Annotated in this window: 16 protein-coding genes, 1 other RNA gene and 2 pseudogenes; 8 read left to right on the forward strand and 11 right to left on the reverse strand. The window is 71.4% G+C overall.

Going from position 1 to position 17085, the window contains the following annotated elements:
• The first annotated feature begins 3 nt into the window (after positions 1-3).
• The 4 genes from IPN03_07535 to IPN03_07550 all read left to right on the forward strand — a co-directional run bounded on the left by IPN03_07535 (position 4) and on the right by IPN03_07550 (position 3568).
• On the forward strand, positions 4-396 hold the full coding sequence (locus IPN03_07535) for an aspartate 1-decarboxylase (GenBank protein MBK9373578.1): 393 nt from the start codon (positions 4-6) through the stop codon (positions 394-396).
• A gap of 317 nt (positions 397-713) precedes the next feature.
• Positions 714-1007 (forward strand): zinc-ribbon domain containing protein, encoded by a 294-nt coding sequence (locus IPN03_07540; protein ID MBK9373579.1) that lies wholly within the window; start codon positions 714-716, stop codon positions 1005-1007.
• Between the two features lie 132 nt (positions 1008-1139).
• Positions 1140-2321 carry a PLP-dependent transferase gene (locus IPN03_07545; GenBank protein MBK9373580.1) on the forward strand — a complete coding sequence of 394 codons (1182 nt, stop codon included), beginning with the start codon at positions 1140-1142 and terminating at the stop codon, positions 2319-2321.
• Positions 2322-2371: 50 nt separating this feature from the next.
• A complete protein-coding gene (locus IPN03_07550) occupies positions 2372-3568 on the forward strand; it encodes an ATP-binding protein (GenBank protein ID MBK9373581.1) in 1197 nt (398 codons plus the stop codon).
• Positions 3569-3636: 68 nt separating this feature from the next.
• On the opposite strand, the gene IPN03_07555 is transcribed toward IPN03_07550, so the two are convergent.
• The 6 genes from IPN03_07555 to IPN03_07580 all read right to left on the reverse strand — a co-directional run bounded on the left by IPN03_07555 (position 3637) and on the right by IPN03_07580 (position 6897).
• Positions 3637-4161, reverse strand: a complete 525-nt coding sequence (locus IPN03_07555; protein MBK9373582.1) for a hypothetical protein — start codon at positions 4159-4161, stop codon at positions 3637-3639.
• Between the two features lie 57 nt (positions 4162-4218).
• Positions 4219-4767, reverse strand: a complete 549-nt coding sequence (locus tag IPN03_07560; protein ID MBK9373583.1) for a nucleotidyltransferase domain-containing protein — start codon at positions 4765-4767, stop codon at positions 4219-4221.
• 47 nt (positions 4768-4814) lie between these two features.
• Positions 4815-5414: a nucleotidyl transferase AbiEii/AbiGii toxin family protein gene (locus tag IPN03_07565; GenBank protein ID MBK9373584.1), complete on the reverse strand. Its 600-nt coding sequence runs from the start codon at positions 5412-5414 to the stop codon at positions 4815-4817.
• Positions 5411-5632 (reverse strand): hypothetical protein, encoded by a 222-nt coding sequence (locus tag IPN03_07570; GenBank protein ID MBK9373585.1) that lies wholly within the window; start codon positions 5630-5632, stop codon positions 5411-5413. Before IPN03_07570 ends, IPN03_07565 begins: the two co-directional genes overlap by 4 nt.
• 65 nt (positions 5633-5697) lie before the next feature.
• On the reverse strand, positions 5698-6459 hold the full coding sequence (locus IPN03_07575; protein ID MBK9373586.1) for a nucleotidyltransferase domain-containing protein: 762 nt from the start codon (positions 6457-6459) through the stop codon (positions 5698-5700).
• A gap of 114 nt (positions 6460-6573) precedes the next feature.
• Positions 6574-6897 (reverse strand): divalent-cation tolerance protein CutA, encoded by a 324-nt coding sequence (locus IPN03_07580; protein ID MBK9373587.1) that lies wholly within the window; start codon positions 6895-6897, stop codon positions 6574-6576.
• Between the two features lie 19 nt (positions 6898-6916).
• On the opposite strand from IPN03_07580, the gene IPN03_07585 reads away from it, so the two are divergent.
• Positions 6917-8104 carry an alkane 1-monooxygenase gene (locus IPN03_07585; GenBank protein MBK9373588.1) on the forward strand — a complete coding sequence of 396 codons (1188 nt, stop codon included), beginning with the start codon at positions 6917-6919 and terminating at the stop codon, positions 8102-8104.
• Between the two features lie 43 nt (positions 8105-8147).
• Positions 8148-8506: a transfer-messenger RNA gene (ssrA, locus tag IPN03_07590) on the forward strand.
• Between the two features lie 52 nt (positions 8507-8558).
• Here the strand turns inward: ssrA and IPN03_07595 are convergent.
• Positions 8559-8921 carry a type II toxin-antitoxin system PemK/MazF family toxin gene (locus tag IPN03_07595; GenBank protein ID MBK9373589.1) on the reverse strand — a complete coding sequence of 121 codons (363 nt, stop codon included), beginning with the start codon at positions 8919-8921 and terminating at the stop codon, positions 8559-8561.
• 2 nt (positions 8922-8923) lie between these two features.
• On the reverse strand, positions 8924-9223 hold the full coding sequence (locus tag IPN03_07600) for a hypothetical protein (GenBank protein MBK9373590.1): 300 nt from the start codon (positions 9221-9223) through the stop codon (positions 8924-8926).
• Positions 9224-9267: 44 nt separating this feature from the next.
• Between IPN03_07600 and IPN03_07605 the strand changes: the two are divergent.
• Positions 9268-9810, forward strand: a pseudogene (locus IPN03_07605) (ADP-ribosylglycohydrolase family protein).
• A 106-nt stretch (positions 9811-9916) separates the two neighbouring features.
• Complete coding sequence (locus IPN03_07610) at positions 9917-11098, forward strand: amino acid lyase (protein MBK9373591.1); 1182 nt, start codon at positions 9917-9919, stop codon at positions 11096-11098.
• Between the two features lie 77 nt (positions 11099-11175).
• On the opposite strand, the pseudogene IPN03_07615 reads toward IPN03_07610, so the two are convergent.
• From IPN03_07615 to IPN03_07625, 3 genes and pseudogenes are all read right to left on the reverse strand, one after another.
• Positions 11176-11668: pseudogene (locus IPN03_07615) on the reverse strand (TIGR00730 family Rossman fold protein).
• A 125-nt stretch (positions 11669-11793) separates the two neighbouring features.
• Positions 11794-15306, reverse strand: coding sequence for an AAA family ATPase (locus IPN03_07620; protein ID MBK9373592.1), 3513 nt, complete (start codon positions 15304-15306; stop codon positions 11794-11796).
• A complete protein-coding gene (locus tag IPN03_07625; protein MBK9373593.1) occupies positions 15303-16562 on the reverse strand; it encodes a DNA repair exonuclease in 1260 nt (419 codons plus the stop codon). Before IPN03_07625 ends, IPN03_07620 begins: the two co-directional genes overlap by 4 nt.
• Positions 16563-17085 lie beyond the last annotated feature (523 nt).

Genomic DNA, 17085 nt, shown 5'->3' on the forward strand with positions numbered 1-17085 from the left:
ACCATGAAGCTCACGATGCTCAAGGCCAAGATCCACCGTGCCACCGTCACCTGCGCCCACCTCGACTACGAGGGCTCGGTGACGATCGACAAGACGCTCCTGACGGCCGCCGGGATCCTCCCCTACGAACGTGTCGAGATTTACAACGTGACGCGGGGGACGCGCCTCGCGACCTACGCCATCGAGGGGGAGGCCGGCTCGGGCGCGATCGAGATCAACGGCGCCGCGGCCCACCTCGCCGGGCGGGGAGACCTCGTCATCCTGGCCGCCTACTGCGAGATGACCCCCGAAGAGGCCCCATTCCACCGTCCGCGCCTGGTTTTCGTCGACGAAAGGAACCGGATCGCCGAGCTGAAAGCCTCCGAGACACCCCATACCCTGCCGGCCGAGGTCTGAGGCGGATCGTCACTTTCCGCTTGAATTGGCTCTCGGAAGGGGATTAGAGTCTCGCGCAGCCCGTGGTCTTCCTTGGTCCTACCCCAGGAATCCTCGATCGGCTCCAGGATTTCTCGCGTTTGAGGAGGGTTCAGTCCATTCCCAGTTTCCGGGGTCCCGTAGGGGAAACGACCCCACCGCAGCCTCCTGAAGTCCCGGAGCCGGTAAACAGTTCCCCGCGTCCCTCGTACGCGGGCTCTTTTGGTGTGCGCCAGGGAGTCCCGCTCCACGTGAGCTCGATCTCCTGAGACCAGGAGACCACGGAGTTAAGAAAAGTCATGTATACCGACAAGTCCATCCCCTGTATCGACTGCGGCGCCCCCTTCACCTTCACGGCGAACGAGCAGGAGTTCTACGCCCAGAAGGGCTTCTCCAACGAGCCCAAGCGCTGCAAGATCTGCCGCGACAAGCGGAAGAACTCCGGCATGGGCGACGGCGGCTCCCGCCAGCTGTTCAGCGTCACCTGCGACGCGTGCGGCAAGGCGACCCAGGTTCCGTTCAACCCGACGAACGGCAAGCCGGTCTACTGCCGCGATTGCTACCGCGATCGCCGCACGGGCATGGGCCGCTGAGCGTCGAGTAGATAAAACACGGGCTAGGGTGAGGGCGGGCTTCGTGCCCGCCCTTGCTTTTTCTTCCGGGCCCGCCCGCGAGGCTCGACGCGGCCCGGCCGCCGGGCGGACACTCCCGCCGGAGGCGCCGGCATGAACGAGACGAGAGTCCCCGGGTTCCCAACGCTCTGCATCCACGCGGGGCAGGAGCCGGAGCCTGTCACCGGAGCCGTCTCGGTCCCCATCTTCCAGACCTCCACCTACGCGCAGGACGCCCTCGGCGCCCCCCGCGGCTGCTTCGAGTACGCGCGCTCGAAGAACCCGACCCGCGCCGCCCTCGAGGAGCTGCTCGCCGCCCTCGAGGGGGGCGCCGCCGCCCACGCCTTCGCCTCGGGCCAGGCCGCGCTCTCCGGTCTCGCGACGGCGCACCTTCAGAGCGGCGACCACGTCGTCGTCAGCCGCGGCAGCTACGGCGGCACGTGGCGCTACTTCACGAAGGTCCTCGCGAACTTCGGCGTCTCCTTCTCGTGGGTCGACACGACCGACCTCGACGCCGTCCGCGCCGCGCTCACCCCGTCCACCCGGATGCTCTTCGTCGAGACCCCCGCGAACCCGACGATGGAGCTCTCCGACCTCGCCGCCCTCGCCGAGGTCGCCCGCGAGGCGACCGCCCGAAACGGCGCGAAGGTCCGCCTCGCCGTCGACAACACCTTCGCGACCCCCTTCTTCCAGCGTCCCCTCGCCCTCGGGGCCGACGCCGTCGTCCACTCCACGACGAAGTACCTCAACGGCCACTCCGACTCCGTCGGCGGCGCCGTCGTCTCGGCGACGGCCGAGGACGCCGCCCGCGTCGGCTTCGTCCAGAACGCGGCCGGGGCGATCCTCTCCCCGTTCGACTCCTTCCTCGTCACCCGCGGCATCAAGACGCTCGCCGTCCGCATGCGCGCCCACGACGACAACGGCCGCGCCGTCGCCGCCTTCCTCGCCGTCCACCCGGACGTGAAAGCGGTCTTCTACCCGGGTCTTCCCTCCCACCCGCAGCACGCCCTCGCCTCGCGCCAGCTGTCGGGCTTCGGCGGCATGGTCTCGTTCGACCTCGGCTCCCGCGAGGCCGCGAAGAGCTTCCTCGACCGCCTCCGCCTCTTCACGCTCGCCGAGTCGCTCGGCGGCGTCGAGAGCCTCGCCGGCCACCCCGCCTCCATGTCCCACGGCAGCCTCTCCCCCGAGGAGCGCGCCGCCCGCGGCATCACCGAGGGCCTCGTCCGCCTCTCGGTCGGGATCGAGGACGTGGACGACCTGCTCGCGGACCTGGCGCGGGGGCTGGAGGGGGAGTAGCGGAGCAGAGAGCTGGCGCAGCGATGCACCGTTCGTAGTACGATACTTTTGTGATATTACGAAGTACACTTCGATCGGTCCTGCAGAGCCCTTCTTTCCCGGAGGCGCCGCATCCCGAGGTCGCGCGAAGTCTCGCGTCGCGGATCGACCTTCGGCCGGGCCGGGCCACCGTTCTCACCGGCGTCAGGCGTTCGGGGAAGAGCACCCTCCAGGCGCAGCTCATGCGGCGCGAAGGTGCCTCCTTCTCCTGCAACCTCGAAGATACGCGCCTCTTCGGCCTGGGGCCGGACGACTTCGCGGCGTTCCTCTCGGTCCTCGACGAGCTGGCCGGCGCCGGGCAGCCGGTCTTTCTCGACGAGGTCCAGGAGGTCGACGAATGGCAGAAGCTCGTGCGCGCGCTCCTCGACCGCGGGCGGGCCGTCTGCATCACCGGCTCGAACGCCTCCCTCCTCGGGCGCGAGCTCGGCACGAAGCTCACCGGACGGCACCTCTCCTTCGAGGTCTTTCCCTTCAGCTACCCCGAGTACCGCGCCTTCACGGGGACGGAGCCCGGCGCCGCGTCCCTGCGAGCCTGGCTCGAAGACGGCGGCTTCCCGGGATTCCTCGCCGAGAGGAACGATCTCGTCCTGCAGGAGCTGCTGCGCGACGTCGTGCAGCGTGACGTCGCGGGCCGCCACGGCCTGCGCGGGTCCCGGCACGTCATGACGCTCCTCCTCTTTCTCTACGCGAACACGGGGCAGCCCTTCTCGTTCCAGCGCCTCACGAAGAACCTCGCCATTCCAACCGTCGGCCAGACCTCGCGCTACGTCGAGCTGCTCGAAGACGCCTACCTGATCTTCCCCGTGCCGAAGCACGCCACCTCCTATCGCCAGCGCGTCGTCGCCCCCGCGCGCTACTACGCCATAGACAACGGTCTCCGTCGCGCGAACTCGCCCCAGCTCCAGCCCGATGTCGGCCATCGCCTGGAGAACGCGGTCGCGCTCCACCTCCGCCGCCAGGACCGCGATCTCGCCTGGGCCGGTGAGAAGGACGCCTGGGAGTGCGACTTCGTCACCAAAGACGCCGCGATCCAGGTCTGCCTCGAGCTGACCCCGCAGAACCTCGCCCGCGAGCTGCGCGGCGTCGTCGCCGCCGCGCGCCTGCCCGGACGTCGCCGGGCCGTCGTCGTGACCCTCGACCAGACCGATCACCTGCGCGAAGACGGAGTCGACGTCGAGATCGTTCCGGCGTGGCGGTTCCTGGACTGACGGCGCGCCGGCCGGCCGGGAGCCCGGAGCGGGCTTTCCCTGGCCTTCTCGAACGGCGAGTCGCGTCGTCATCCTGACGACAGGATCAGCTCCATTGCGAGCCTGTCGACGAAACCGAGGTCCACGTCCGCCGGCAGCGCGGTTCTCGCAGCAGCGCTCTCGATCCGTCCCTGGAGCTCCGAAGCGAGAGTGATGAGCTCATCGAAGGTGAGTCTTCCGTCGCGGATGGCGTTCAGGTCGTCCGCGTCCGGGCGCCGGACCCGGAGCTCTCCGGTCTCGAGGACTTCGAGGCCGGTCCGCATGAGCCGGACGAGGTGCATCGCGTGCTTCGTGTCGTACCCGTGCCGGCGCTCCAATTCGGCACGGGCGGGGTTTCGGGAAGCCTCCCAGGTGCGGTACGCGTCCCAGTGTTTCATTGCCGCCCGGTACTTCCGCTCGGCGTCGAGGGCTGCCTCGACCTCGCGCGGGAGGTGGAGAGCCTGGGTCGCCACCGCGCGGAGGCGACCGTCGAAGTCCTCCTCGCTGGAATGGAGAAGGTCCCGCCAGAGGCTGGCGAGACGATCCTGAACCTCGAGGCGGGCGGCCTTCGGCATCTCGACTGTGTCGATCCCGTAGCTCCGGTCCTGTCGGCGATGCTCCTCTCGATCCGGTCACGGTCGTCGGGGCTCAGCGTCGCGGCGTCCGGAAGCCCGAATGCCTCTCGCGTCGGCTTCTCCTTCGGTGGCCGGAGGAGCCACGACCGGTGGGTACCGATCCTCTTCAGCTGCGCCATCGCATATCCCAGGTACGTCTGCTGGACCTTCTGCGAGAGGAATCGGTAGCGTTCGCGGTGGAGGCGGCGCCAGGTCGGGGTCTCGTACATCCAATCCCGTTCGTCGGCGAAGAGAATCTCCAGCGCGTTCGGGTTGGCAGCGGCGCAGAGAGAGGAACTTCGCGACGTCGTAGAGGACGCACTCGGTCCTCACGGAAACACCGCGGGAGGCGGAGGAATGTGCCAGAAGGCGTCCGTGCACTGCCGCGCCGACGCCCCCGCGGAGCGGTCCCTCGAGCTGCCCGACGGATTGAAAGAGCGACAGGCGCAGAGCAACCGGCGCGACGAAGACGCCTCGCAGGTCTACGTCCGACCCCTCGCGGTCCGTCCCGTGCGCCTGGCTGCCGGCGAGCGCGACGAAAACGGTGTCCCGGTCGAGGTCGACCATCCTGACGTCATCCGAGGCGAACGGAAGCCGCGAATCCCCGGTCGCGCTCACGTCGCCTTCTTCGCCACGAGCGCCTCGAACTCTTCGGAGAGCCTTCGGCCGCGAGAGAAGCCGCGCTCCTCGATCAGCCGGACGGCGCCGCGGGCCTCGTCCACGTCGTCGATCGTGGCTTCGCGAAGAAGGGCGCGGATGTCGTCGAGGTCCTGGGGGCGATCGCGGTCGTTTCGAGCGAGCGCCTTCAGCGCGAGCAGATGTCCGATTCGAGCGACGGGAACGGAAAGACCCGGAACGATCTCGATCTCCTCGGCGCGCTCGACCAGCTCGGACTCGATGCCGGAGGAAGCGAAGAGGATGTCGACCAGGATCCCGCGGATCCGCTGATCGGAGGATCGGAGCCGAGCGGTGGCGAGCCGGTGCAGGGCGGCCTGCTCGACGACCGAGACGACCGCGAAACCGTGGTTCTGGAGCCGATAGAGAGCGGCCTCGGCCTGGGTGTCACCGTCGACCGCGACGGCAAGGTCGACGTCGCGCGTCGTGCGTGGCTCGGCCCGGGCGCTGACCGCCAGCCCCCCGACGACGGCCCACCTGAGCCGCGCCTCGCGCAGGCCCTCTGCAGCGAGGCGCAGGGCCGTCTCGAGCCTGGTCATCCGTTCCGGGGCCACGGGACGAGCTTGCCGTCACAGTCCCCGTGATCGGCGCCGGGGCGCCTGGCGAGCCAGGCGGAGACGGCGGCCTCGACCTCCTCCGCGCCCGCGCCGGGATGACGCCGTACCCAGCCCTGGCGCAGCATCGCCTCGGCGAGCTCGTGAAGCTCGAAGGCGATCCGCATCCGCTCGGCGGGGCTCTCGGCGGGTGCGTCGTCCACGACCGAATTGTAGTGTCGGCGGCGACCCGGGCGGCTCGCCGGGCGGAAAGCCGAGGCGCGCGTCTCTACGGCGCCGCGCGACGGACGCCAGGCGCGGAGTCGGCTCCCGCCAGCCGCAGCCGGACGACGAGGTCCTCCAGCGCCGCCGCCGTGGTCGGCACATCGGGGAGCGAGCTCCTCTCGTGCGCGGCGCACAGCTCCTCGTCGAGCGCGTCGAGGCGCTTCTCGTGCTCCTCAAGCTCGCCCTCGGCGAGGGCCATCGTTTCGGCCCCGGCCCGCTTCCGCTCCATCAGCGTGAGAAGGCCCTCGACGGAGAAGATCCTCTCGAGCGAAGCGAGGTTCGCGACGACCTCCCCCGTCCGCATCATGTGAATGCCAGTCAGAAGGACCCGGTAGGCATAGAGAAGGTGCTTGACCGTCGGGGCGGGCTCGCGAAGCCGCTGGCGTCGCCCGCGGGCGAAACCGAGGTAGTGCCGCACGGTGGGCCGCGTCACGCAGCCGCGGCCGAGGTCGCGGAGTTCCTCGAAAGCGGGGGTCGACACGACGACGAGCGGAGAAAAGAGCTGCTCGAGGACGTACCCGTTGTGGCTCGTCAGGAGCCTCGCGAACTTCCGCAGGTCGTGTGCGACCCAGTCGAGGTCGACCGGGCTCTTCTCGGCGACCGTGGACGTCTCGGGAGAGGGGTGAAGCCCGAGGACGTCGCGCAGGGGAAGAAGGAACGCCCCGCGGAGGTCGACATCGCTGTCGGGCGAGGCGAAGCCATAGAGATGCGCGCCGCTGACGGTTGCAAAGACGGGGGCCGGACCGCGACGGGCGACAGCTGCCAGGTACTCGCGATCGAGAAGGGTCCACGCCTCCTCGAGCTCAGCGGGATCCACGAGACCGCCTCCGATCAGGAGAGACTCTCATCCTCGGCATTCTGCGGGATGCGGCCCTCTCCCTCACGCCCCCCCGCTTCCCTCCGCAACCCACTTCGCGTACGCCTCGTCGGCATAGCTCGCCGGGAAGGCGAGGAACTCCGGGACCTCGTAGGGGTGAACGGCGCGGAGGAGGTCGCGCACCTCCCCGGCCGGCCGCGACGTCTTGATCAGGAGGAGCCACTCCCTCTCGTCCTGGAACACGCCCTTCCAGACGTAGAACGACCGGACGGGCGCGACGATCGAGACGCAGGCGGCGGCCTTCGTCTCGACGAGGTGGCGGGCGATGCGGGCGGCGTCCTCCTCGGAGCCGACGGTCGTCAGGGCGAGCGTCACGGGCGTGCTCATGGCGGGACGTTACGCCAGAATGCAGACGCACCAGGGAACGGGCGGGATGGGGGGGGCGGACGTGCAGCGCGCCTGGAAGCGGATCAAGAAGTACTCGTACCTCATCGTCTTCGTCCTGCCGGGTCTCGTCGTCCTCGGCGTGCAGTTCGGCGGCGTGGCAGCGTACCTGACGCCTTTCGTCGCGTTCGTCCTCATCCCGCTCCTCGACCTCCTCGTCGGCGAGGACCGCGTCAACACCACGCCGGAAGAGGAAAAGGCCCTCGACGCCGAGCGCTACTACCGCCTCGTCACCTACGCCTTCGTCCCGGTCTACTGGGGCGTCCTCGCGGTCGTCGTCCACGGCGCCATCGCCGGGGGCTGGACCCTCTCCGAGTACGCCGGCAACACCTGGTCGATGGGGATCCTCTCCGGCATCGGCATCGTCGTCGCGCACGAGCTGGGCCACAAGGCGAGCCGGCTCGAGAAGCGGCTCGCGAAGGCGCTCCTCCACCCGACCTTCTACGGGCACTTCACCCAGGAGCACAACCTCGGCCACCACCTCATGGTCTCGACGCCCGAAGACCCCGCCTCGTCGCGCTTCGGCGAGTCGTTCTGGCGGTTCTACCCGCGGACGGTCGTCGGCACCTTCCGCAAGAACCTCGAGCTCGAGCGGCAGCGCCTCGCCCGCGTGGGGAAGAGCGCCTGGAGCCTGCGCAACGAGACGTGGCGCAACGTCCTCTTCCCCGTCGCCCTCACCGCCGCCGCGTACGCCGTGGGCCAGCTCCTCGCGCCCGAGGCGCCCGGCCTCCTCGGCCTCGGCGCCGGCGCGACGGCGGCCCTCGTCGTCGTCGTCCAGGCCGTCCTCGGCTTCTCGCTCCTCGAGATCGTCAACTACCTCGAGCACTACGGCCTCGAGAGGCGCAGGCTCCCGAACGGCAAGTACGAGCGGGTCACGCCGCTCCACTCCTGGAACAGCAACCACCTCGTGACGAACGGCTTCCTCTACCACCTGCAGCGCCACTCCGACCACCACGCGTGGCCGGCGCGCCGCTACCAGGTTCTCCGCAACTTCCCCGAGGCGCCGCAGCTCCCCACGGGCTACGCCGGGATGATCCTCCTCGCCGCCGTCCCGCCCCTCTGGTTCCGGGTCATGGACCGCCGCGTCCTCGACTTCCGCGAGCGCCAGGCCCGCTCGGAGGCCGTGGAGGGGCAGGGGATCGTCGCGTAGAGAAGTCCGCCTTGACCCGGGCGGTACAATCGGAGCTGATCCTGGGGGCGACCCGGTTTCGACGGGGCATCTCACGATCGAGGAGCACGCCGAGCATGCCGTCTGACTCGTAAAAACAACGGCAAAATTTAGCTGCCAACGACAGCGAACTCGCACTCGCGGCTTAAGCCGTGACGGGACCCGGAGAGCCTGCCTGGAGCGCTTCGGAATCCTGTTGAGAAAGCCAGGCTGGGACCAAAACCCGCCATCTGAAGGTGAGGTCCGAGACGTTTCAGGTTGGTCGTCGCGCCTGGCTGTTCCGACCTGGAAGCGCGGCGACGAGATAACAAGTCGGGACTGAGCGTGGAGAATCTCGACGTACGGTCGCTTCGGACGGGGGTTCGACTCCCCCCGCCTCCACCATTTCGGGGGAGACTCGGAAACGGGTCTCCCCCGAACCTTTTTGGCGAGGGCGTCAGGTCTCCTGCTGCCCCGTGCCCAGGCCGAGGAACAGCCGGAGGCCCTCGTCTATCGCTTCCATCACGGCGGGGTCGAGCGGACGATAGGCCGCGACGATGCGGCGCTTGTCGATGGACCGAACCTGGTCGGTCAGCGCCCACGAGTCCTTTCGCAGCCCGCCGGAGCCGGCCGATACCTTCGGGTAGAGCGCGCCGCGTCCCTCCGTCCCCGTGAGGGGCACGACGCCGACGAGGGCGTAGCGCTGGTCTGCGGCAATGACGGGGTCACTGACGATGACGCAGGGCCGGACGTTCTTCTGTTCGTGCCCGATGGTCGGGTCGAGGTCGACGAGGACGACGGTGCCGCGTTCGAGCCGCACGGCTAGACCTCGCGCCATCCCTTGCCCTCCACCCACTTCACGCGACGGCCGTGCTCGGGCTCGAGGAGCCCCTCGGCGTCCTCGGCGGGCAGGGCGCGTCCCCACTCTCCGACCCCGGCCTCGGCAATCGCGCTGCTCTCGGGATGCGGCGCGGAGAGGGAGACGCGAAGCGCAGCCCGGCGCCGGCGGGCCAGCTCTCGCGTGACGGCGTCGAGAACGAACCGGCTCCTGTTGGAGGCCAGCCGGTCCATCTCGGCGAGGACGCCTTCCGGGAGCGTGACGGTGACCCTGGAAAGGCTCATACGAGGCTCCTTCGTATGATCATATCAATGCTCATACTCAGTGGATGTGGAGCGCGGCCGCCGAGCCCTAAGGCAGCTACGGGAACGGGTCGGGCATGAGGGCGAGCCCGGTCGGCTGGGCCTCTCAGACCCTCGACGACGTGCTCGCCGAGGCCCGCCGCAGCGCCGAGGTGACCCACGACCACCCCGAGGGAATCAAGGGCGCGCAGGCCGTCGCGGCGGCCGTCTTCCTTGCCCGCACCGGGTCGTCGAAGGACGACATCCGCTCGGCCATCGCGACCCGCTTCGGCTACGACCTCTCCCGGCGCCTCGACGACATCCGGCCGCACTACACCTTCGACGTCACCTGCCAGGGCTCGGTCCCCGAGGCGCTCATCACCTTCCTCGAGTCCTCGGGCTGGGAAGACGCGGTCCGGAAGGCGGTCTCCCTCGGTGGAGACGCGGACACCCTCGCCTGCATGGCCGGCGCCGTCGCGGAAGCGTTCTACGGCGAAGTTCCGCCCGCCATCGCAGCGGAGGTCGTGGCGCGCCTCGACCACCGGATCCGGGCCTCGATGAGCCGGTTCGCCGAACGCTTCGTCGTCTGACGCAGTCCGGGGGCGCCTCCAGGAGGAGACCCAGGGCGCAGGCGCCGAAGACGTTCGCGACCTTCCTGTTCCCTCCCTGGACCAGGGCACCCGCGTATCCTGAGCCATGCCGCCCCTCACGCGACGAAACTTCGCCGGCGCCTGCGTGGCGGCCGGCGCCCTCGGCCCCCTCGAGGCGCTCGCCCGCGCCGTCTCGTCCACGGCGGCCGAGGCCTCCGCCCCCCGCCCGCCCGTCGTCGACCTCGTGGGCGACGGCATCCCGCTTTCCCCCGCCGAGTACGCGACGCTTCTCGCGCGCCTCACCCAGGAGGGCCTCGCCGCTGACGAGTACTCGCGCGGCGGCGCCGTCGAGGCGCTGGAAGCGCAGTTCGCGAAGCTCCTCGGCACCGAGGCCGCCGTCTTCATGCCGACCGGCACCCTCGCGAACCATCTCGCCGTCCGGACGCTCGCAGGGCCGCGCCGCAGGGTGGCGGTGCAGGAGACGAGCCACTTCTACAACGACTCGGGCGACTGCGCGCAGACGCTCTCGACCCTCAACCTCGTGCCGCTCGCCCCGGGCGAGGCGACGTTCAAGTGGGAGGACGTCGACCGGCTCCTCTCGCGCACCGCGTCGGGGCGCGTCGCCACCTCCGTCGGAGCCATCTCCATCGAGTCGCCCGTGAGGCGGCTCCGAAACCAGGCCTTCGACGTCGCGGAGATGGAGCGGATCTCGAAGGAGGCGCGCGCCCGCGGAATCGGCCTCCACCTCGACGGCGCCCGCCTCTTCGCCGCCGCCGCCGTCTCCGGGCGCGCCCCGGCGGAGTACGCCGCCCTCTTCGACACCGTCTACGTCTCCCTCTGGAAGTGCTTCAACGCCGCCGGCGGCGCCGTGCTCGCGGGACGCAAGGCCCTCCTCGCCGACATGTACCACGCGCGGCGCATGTTCGGCGGCGCCCTCTGGAACGCCTGGCCGTACGCGGCCGTCGCCTCCCACTACGCAGAGGGTTACCTCGAGCGCCTCCGCCGCGCGTTCGCGGTGGCGGACGACCTCGTCGCCCGCCTCGCTTCCGACCCAGAACTCGAGGCGAAGAAGATCCCCGGCGGCACCAGCGTCTTCCTCCTCCGCCCCCGTCGCGCCGACCCCGAGCGGATGCGCAAGCGCCTCGCGCAGGAGGGAATCGTCCTCCCGCCGCCCCAGGACGGGGCCTTCTGGCCCCGCGTCAACGAGACGCTCGCGGGGGCCTCGGCGGCGGAGCTCGCCGCGTCGATTCAACGGGCGGCCGTGGTGGCCGGGCCAGCGCCCGGGTGACGGCCACCAGGAGCCGCGGGCTTCTGGCGCGCCGTCGCGAGCCTCGAGGCTCGCGCCCCGCGGCTGCCGTCCTTCGCCTAGGTCTCCCCCTTGCGGATCCACTTCTCGACCGCCGGCGGGCGATACCCCGCGAAGCGGTCGAGGAGGTCGGAAGGGTCGTCGCTCACGATCAGCATCGAGCGGTTCGCTTCCTTCACGAACCTCTCCGCCACCGTGTGGTCGAGGAGCGAGCCGCGGGCCGGGGGGGCGGGGGGGGGGCCCACCGAGGAAGGCGTCCGACAGCTCGGCCATCAGCATCTTCCGCTCGTGCATCGAGGAGGTGACGTGCAGCTCGGTGAGGCCCCGGTGCGCGACCTCCTTCCGTACGATCGACTCGGGCATCACGCCCGTCACGCGGCCGCCGAGGGAGAGCACCGTGTCGGCGAGCACCCCCATGATCCCGACGCTCGCCCCGCCGTAGACGAGCCCGAGCCCCCGCTCCACGAGAGCCTTGCCGAGCGCTCTCGCCGCCTCGGCGTACACGGGCAACCTGCCCTCGTTCGACCCGCAGTAGACGCAGACGGATTTCATCGCGCTATTCCACGTCCATCGTGCGCCCTTCCGTACGTCCTGGCGAGACACGGTCGAGGAGGACTTTGGCGACGAGGGGCTGAGCCTGTTCCTGGGTCGCTCAGCTCTCGAAGCGGCCGCCCCCCTCAGCCCTTCAGCTCGTGCACCCGGAGAACGTCCGGGGCGAGGTGGGCCTTCGCGAGGTCGACGACGTGGCGGTGGTGGGTGAAGAGAATCACCTGCACCTCCCTTCCGAACTCCGCGAGCGTCCGCAGCGCCGCCGCGGCCCTCTCGTCGTCGAAGGAGACGAGGAGGTCGTCGGCGACGAAGGGGAGCGGCTCGGCGTCCTTCGCCCAGCGCCTCACGGAGGCGAGCCGGAGGGCGAGGAAGAGCTGGTCGCGCGTGCCGTCGCTCAGGCCGGACATCGGGACGCGGCGCCCCTCGGCCCGCTCGGCGACGATCACCGGGTTCCCGTCGTCGTCGACCTCCGCGAGAAGCGAGACGAAGCGCCCTCCCGTCAGCGAGGAGAAAAGCTGCGTCGCCTCGACGAGGAGCGGGTCCTGGTTCTCCTTCCTCCAGCCGTCGATCGCGCGCCGGAGGAGGAACGCACAGGCCCGGAGCCGCAGCCAGCGCCGGGCGTCCTCCTCGATCCGCGCGCGGACGCCCGCGGCCTCCTGCCCGCGCGTGGCGGCCGCATCCCCGCCGTTGGCGGCCTCGAGGCTCTGCCCCAGCTCGCCCTCGCGCCTGTGTTGTGTGCCGATCTTCCCGTCGAGCTCCTTCCGCTCGTCCCCCGCCTTCTCGAGGAGCGCCGGGAGGGCGTCGCCGTCCACGCCGGCGCACTCGGCTGCGAGGTCGGCGGGAGAGCGGCCGGCGCCGACCGACACCAGCTCGTTCTCCGCCTGCTCGAGCTCCTTCAGAACGCCGCGCTTCTCGGCGAGCTGCTCGAGGCGGGCCGACAGCTCCGCCTCGCCCGCGCATCCGGCCTCGCGGCAAATGGCCTCCACCTTCCGGCGCGCGGCCTCGCCCTTCCCGCGCTCCTCCGCGAGCTTCACGCGGCCCTTCGCGAGGCTCTCGCGGTCCCGCGCGCGCTTTCCCTCGGCCTCCCGCTCGGCGGCGAAACGCTCGAAGAGCGCCGTGGCGGCCACGACGGCTTCGGACTGCCGAAGGTCGGGCGCGACCTCCGCGCAGAGCGTGCCGACCGACGCGGCGAACTCCTCGAGGCGGCTCTGCATCTTCTGCACGCGGTCCCGAAGCCCCGGCACCCGGCCCGCCAGGGCGTCGAACTCGTCGCAGGCTTCCAGAATGCCCTCCACCTCCTCGGTCGAGACGGTCGCGGGGCGCCAGAGGACCCGGACCTCCTCGCCCCACGAGGCCTTCCACTCCTCGAGGGCGGCGCGGGCCTGCGCGGCCGCCGCCTCGAGCGACGCGGCCTTCGCCGTCGCCGTCTCGATCGCCGCTTCCAGCTTTCCCCTCTCGACGGAGGCCTTCTCGAGCCCCCGCCTCATCTCCTCGACGAACGCTTCCGCCGCCAGGTACGCGGCGGGCGGCGGCGGGCCGCCGGGGCGGACGAGCGCCGCGGCCGCGACGAGCGCTCCGCGCGCCCGGTCGAGCGCCGAGCGCGCGACGTCGACCTCGGCCGCGGCGGCGCGGTGCGCCTCCAGGTGCTCCAGCGCCCGGCTCCTCGCCCGCAGCCACTCCTTCATCGCGGCCGGTGGGCCGGGCGGGATGCCGTCGGCGGGCCAGGCGGCGCGCCACTCGCTCTCGAGAGCGGAGCGGCGCGCGCCGAGCTCCTCGCCCCGGCGGCCGCACTCCGCGAGCGCCTCGTCGATCTTCCGCAGCTGCCGGACCAGCTCCGCGTCCTCCGCGGCGATCGCTGCTGAGTCCACCAGCCGGTCGGCGGCGACGTCCGCCGTCTCCACCGAACGCTCGAACGCCTCGACGAGCGGGCGCTCCGGGTCGAAGAGACGTGCTTCGTCCTCGGCCCCCGGCTCCCGATCGACGTAGACGCGGCGGACGAGCCTCCAGCCCTTCGTCCGCCTCTCCCGGGCGCCGCCCACGGCCTCCCGCGTCGGCAGCGCGCCGCGGGCGGCGAGCCTCCCTCTCTCGGACTCCAGGTCCGCCCGCTGCGCGGCGAGCGAAGAGCGCGCGCTCGCGAGGTCGCCCTCGTCCTTCTCGAGCGCGGCGAACCGCTTCTGGAACGCGTCGATCAGCGCCTCTGGCGCAGCGGCGAGCGCCGCGAGCGCGTCCGCCCCGCGCGGCGCCCAGCCCGGGAGCGACGCGAGCGACTCGTCCAGCGCCTTCCGCGCCTTCCTCTCCGCTCTCTCCGCCTTCTCGAGGCCCTCCACGGGGTCGCCGCCCCGCCGGCAGTCCTGCAGGGCCTTCGCCAGGGGCGCCGGGTCGACGGCCGGCCCGAGCGACGAGAGCTTCTCCTTCGCCGCGCGGATCGACTCGCGGGCGGCGGCGAGCTCACGCTCCTCGCGGGCGAGGCTGTCCCTGAGGCCCCGAGCCCTGCCGGCGCTCGCCCGGAGCGCCTTGCGCGCGGGCCGGGACGGAGGCGCCTCGAGGAGGGCGTCGAGCCCGAGCGCGGGCGCGATCTCCGCGGCGAGGCGCGCCGCCTGCGCGGTCGCCTCCCGCAGCTCCGCGTCGCGCTTCGGCAGGTCCTTCAGGAACTCGCGCATCGTCCCGCACTCCAGGTGCAGCTCCTCGATCCGCGCCGCGCGCTCGAGGATCTTTCCGGCCGCGGGGAACCGCGAGACCTCCTTCTCGAGGCTCTCCACGTCGCGCGCGAGGCCCTCCTCGGCCGTCGCGGCCCGGAGCAGCTCCTCGCGGGCCAGCTGCCCCGTCCGGTCGAACTCGGCGGAGAGGACGGGGACCCCGGCGAGCCGTTCCAGCGCCGACTGCGCCCGGGCCCGGCGCGCGAGGAGCGGGAGCGCCCGCTGGATGCGCGAGAGCCTCTGCCATTCCACCTCGTTCGCCGTCCGCAGCTCGAGGAGCCGCGCCACCTCGAGCCGGACCTTCGCGAGCTCCTCGTCGAGGCTCCTCCACGACTCCGCGCTCTGGCTCTGCTCCTTCGTCTCCCGCTCCAGCTCCTTCAGCCGGGCGAGGGAGGCGTTGATCGCCTGCGTCTTGCCCCTCTCCCTGAAGAGGTTCCCCGCCTCCGCCTCGATCGCGTCCAGCCGCGCCGAGAGCCCCGAGAGGCCGGACGTGGCCTGCAGCACCGCCCGGCCGACGTCCCCTCCGCTCCGGAGGAGGTCCATCGCCCCCTCGGCGAGCCGCCCGGGGTCGAGGCCGAAGCTCCGCTCGAAGAAGTCCCGCTCGGCGCCCCCGAGGAACGGAACGAGGACGTCGCGCGCCAGCGCGTGCCCGGCCGCGTCGAGGAGGTCGCTCCCGCTCCGCCCCTTGCGGCGGACGAGCTCGAGCGTCCGGCCGTCGCGCGCGGAGATCGAGGCGCGGATCCGGAGGGCGTCGTAGGGGTGCAGGAAGTTGTCGGCCGTCTGCGCGGGGACTCCGAAGAGGAGGTCGCCGACGGCCCGGAGCGCCGACGACTTGCCGGCCTCGTTCGGCCCGAAGACGACGTGCAGGCCCGCCGCCCGGTCGAAGTCGATCGAGACGTTCGTGAAGGGGCCGTAGGCGACGAGGTCGAGGCGGTCGAGCCTCACGGCCGCTCCTCCCCCTCGACGAGCATCGGCACCAGCGTCGCCTCCACCTCGGCGAGGAACGCCTCCACCTTTCCCGGCTCCGCCGCGTCGAACAGCCGCCCGTCCTCCCCGAGGCCGGCCGGGAGCTTCTCGAGGAGCGGGCGCAGCTCCTCCGCGAGGGCCTTCAGCGTCTCCGGGTCGCCGGCGGCGTCGTGGACGGTGCGGGCCACGTGCCCGAGCGCGTCCTTCCGCTCCCGCGCCTTCGCGAGGTCGACCTCGGGAAGCGTCCGGACGACGACCTTCTCCACCCAGACCTCCCCGCTCACGTCCGCGGCGGCGGCCCTCACGCTCGCCTCCGTCGCCGCCAGGTCGCGCACCAGCGCCACGTGCACCGGCCCGCGCCCCGTCAGCCGCACCCGCGCGGCGACGAGCCGCCCCGCGCTCGCGCCCGCGGCCGCCTCGAGCGCGCGCTGGACGAGCGTCGCCGCGTCGTCGGGGCTGCGGGCGGGGGAGACGTCCACGGAGAGGTCGTGCCAGCGGGCCACGTCGGCGGCGACCGGCTCGACCGACCTCACCTCCGTCCCTTCCGCGGTGACGACGACGAACCCCTTCTCGCCCGTCTCGCGGACGCTGCGCCCCTGGAGGTTCCCGGGGAAGACGATCCACGGGTCGCGCGAGACGACCTCGGCGCGGTGCACGTGGCCGAGCGCCCAGTACGCGTACCCCTTCGAGGCGAGGCGGTCCGCCGTCGTCGGGGCGTAGGGGGCGTGCTCGGGCCGGCCGGCGAGCGCCGTGTGGAGGAGGCCGACGTTCAGGAGGCCCGGGAGGGCCCGCGGGTAGGCCGCGGCGAGGTCCTCGCCGACGTCCCTCTTCGCGAAGCTCTGGCCGTGCACCGCGAGGCCGAGCCGCTCGTCGACGGAGGTCTGGGGCGCGTCGTGGGAGAGGAGCGTGACATTCTCGGGCAGCTTCAGCCGGCGCGTGATGACGCTCGCGGCGTCGTGGTTGCCGAGGACGGCCCAGACCCGGATCCCCGCCTCGCGGAGCCGCGCGAGCTGCTTGACGAAGAAGAGGCCGGTGTTGAAGTCCTGCCAGTCGCCGTCGTACACGTCGCCCGCGAGGAGCAGCGCGTCGACGCGCTCCTCGAGGCAGTGGTCGACGAGGTTCACGAACGCCCGCCGCGTCGCGACGCGCAGGTCCGCGCTCGGCGCGCCGTCGTACCGGTCGAGCCCCCGGAGCGGGCTGTCGAGGTGGATGTCCGCCGCGTGGACGAGCTTCATCCTGCGTCTCCTCCAGGGTCGTCGTCCGTGGCGCGCGGCTCCGGCGAGTTACCCGGAGCCGCCCGCCACGCGAGGGCGATCGTACGGGGAACGGTCCGACAGATGGCGTCTCACGTAGACGATCGAGGTCGGCATCCTCCTCGCCGAGCTGATCAAGCGGGGGAAGGGGCGGCGCATCCTCGTCGTCTGCGGACGCAGCATGATGGGCCAGCTCCAGAAGGAGCTCTGGTCGCGCTTCACCATCCCGCTCGTCAGCCTCGACTCGAGCGTCATCCAGCGCGTCAACCGCGACCTCCCGACGAACGCGAACCCCTTCCACTACTACGACAAGACGATCATCTCGATCGATACCCTCAAACAGGGACTCCGTCTACCGTGTCTCCCTCGAGAACGCCTGGTGGGACGTCATCGTCATCGACGAGGCGCACCCGCGTCGCCCCTCCGGGGCGACACGGACAAAGCTCAACTACAAGCTCGCGCGCCTCCTCTCCACCCGGTCCAAGACGCTGATCGTGACTTCAGC

It is taken from the genome of Holophagales bacterium (genome assembly GCA_016719485.1).
Taxonomy (GTDB): Bacteria; Acidobacteriota; Thermoanaerobaculia; order UBA5066; family UBA5066; genus UBA5066.

Bases quoted from the DNA above. Each gene is read 5' to 3' on its own strand.
- IPN03_07610 (MBK9373591.1), top strand. From the start codon at position 9,917: ATGCCGCCCCTCACGCGACGAAACTTCGCCGGCGCCTGCGTGGCGGCC.
- IPN03_07625 (MBK9373593.1), bottom strand. From the start codon at position 16,562: ATGAAGCTCGTCCACGCGGCGGACATCCACCTCGACAGCCCGCTCCGG.
- IPN03_07540 (MBK9373579.1), top strand. From the start codon at position 714: ATGTATACCGACAAGTCCATCCCCTGTATCGACTGCGGCGCCCCCTTC.
- IPN03_07560 (MBK9373583.1), bottom strand. From the start codon at position 4,767: ATGGTCGACCTCGACCGGGACACCGTTTTCGTCGCGCTCGCCGGCAGC.
- IPN03_07565 (MBK9373584.1), bottom strand. From the start codon at position 5,414: ATGACCAGGCTCGAGACGGCCCTGCGCCTCGCTGCAGAGGGCCTGCGC.
- IPN03_07535 (MBK9373578.1), top strand. From the start codon at position 4: ATGAAGCTCACGATGCTCAAGGCCAAGATCCACCGTGCCACCGTCACC.
- IPN03_07585 (MBK9373588.1), top strand. From the start codon at position 6,917: ATGCAGACGCACCAGGGAACGGGCGGGATGGGGGGGGCGGACGTGCAG.
- IPN03_07580 (MBK9373587.1), bottom strand. From the start codon at position 6,897: ATGAGCACGCCCGTGACGCTCGCCCTGACGACCGTCGGCTCCGAGGAG.
- IPN03_07600 (MBK9373590.1), bottom strand. From the start codon at position 9,223: ATGAGCCTTTCCAGGGTCACCGTCACGCTCCCGGAAGGCGTCCTCGCC.
- IPN03_07555 (MBK9373582.1), bottom strand. From the start codon at position 4,161: ATGCCGAAGGCCGCCCGCCTCGAGGTTCAGGATCGTCTCGCCAGCCTC.
- IPN03_07545 (MBK9373580.1), top strand. From the start codon at position 1,140: ATGAACGAGACGAGAGTCCCCGGGTTCCCAACGCTCTGCATCCACGCG.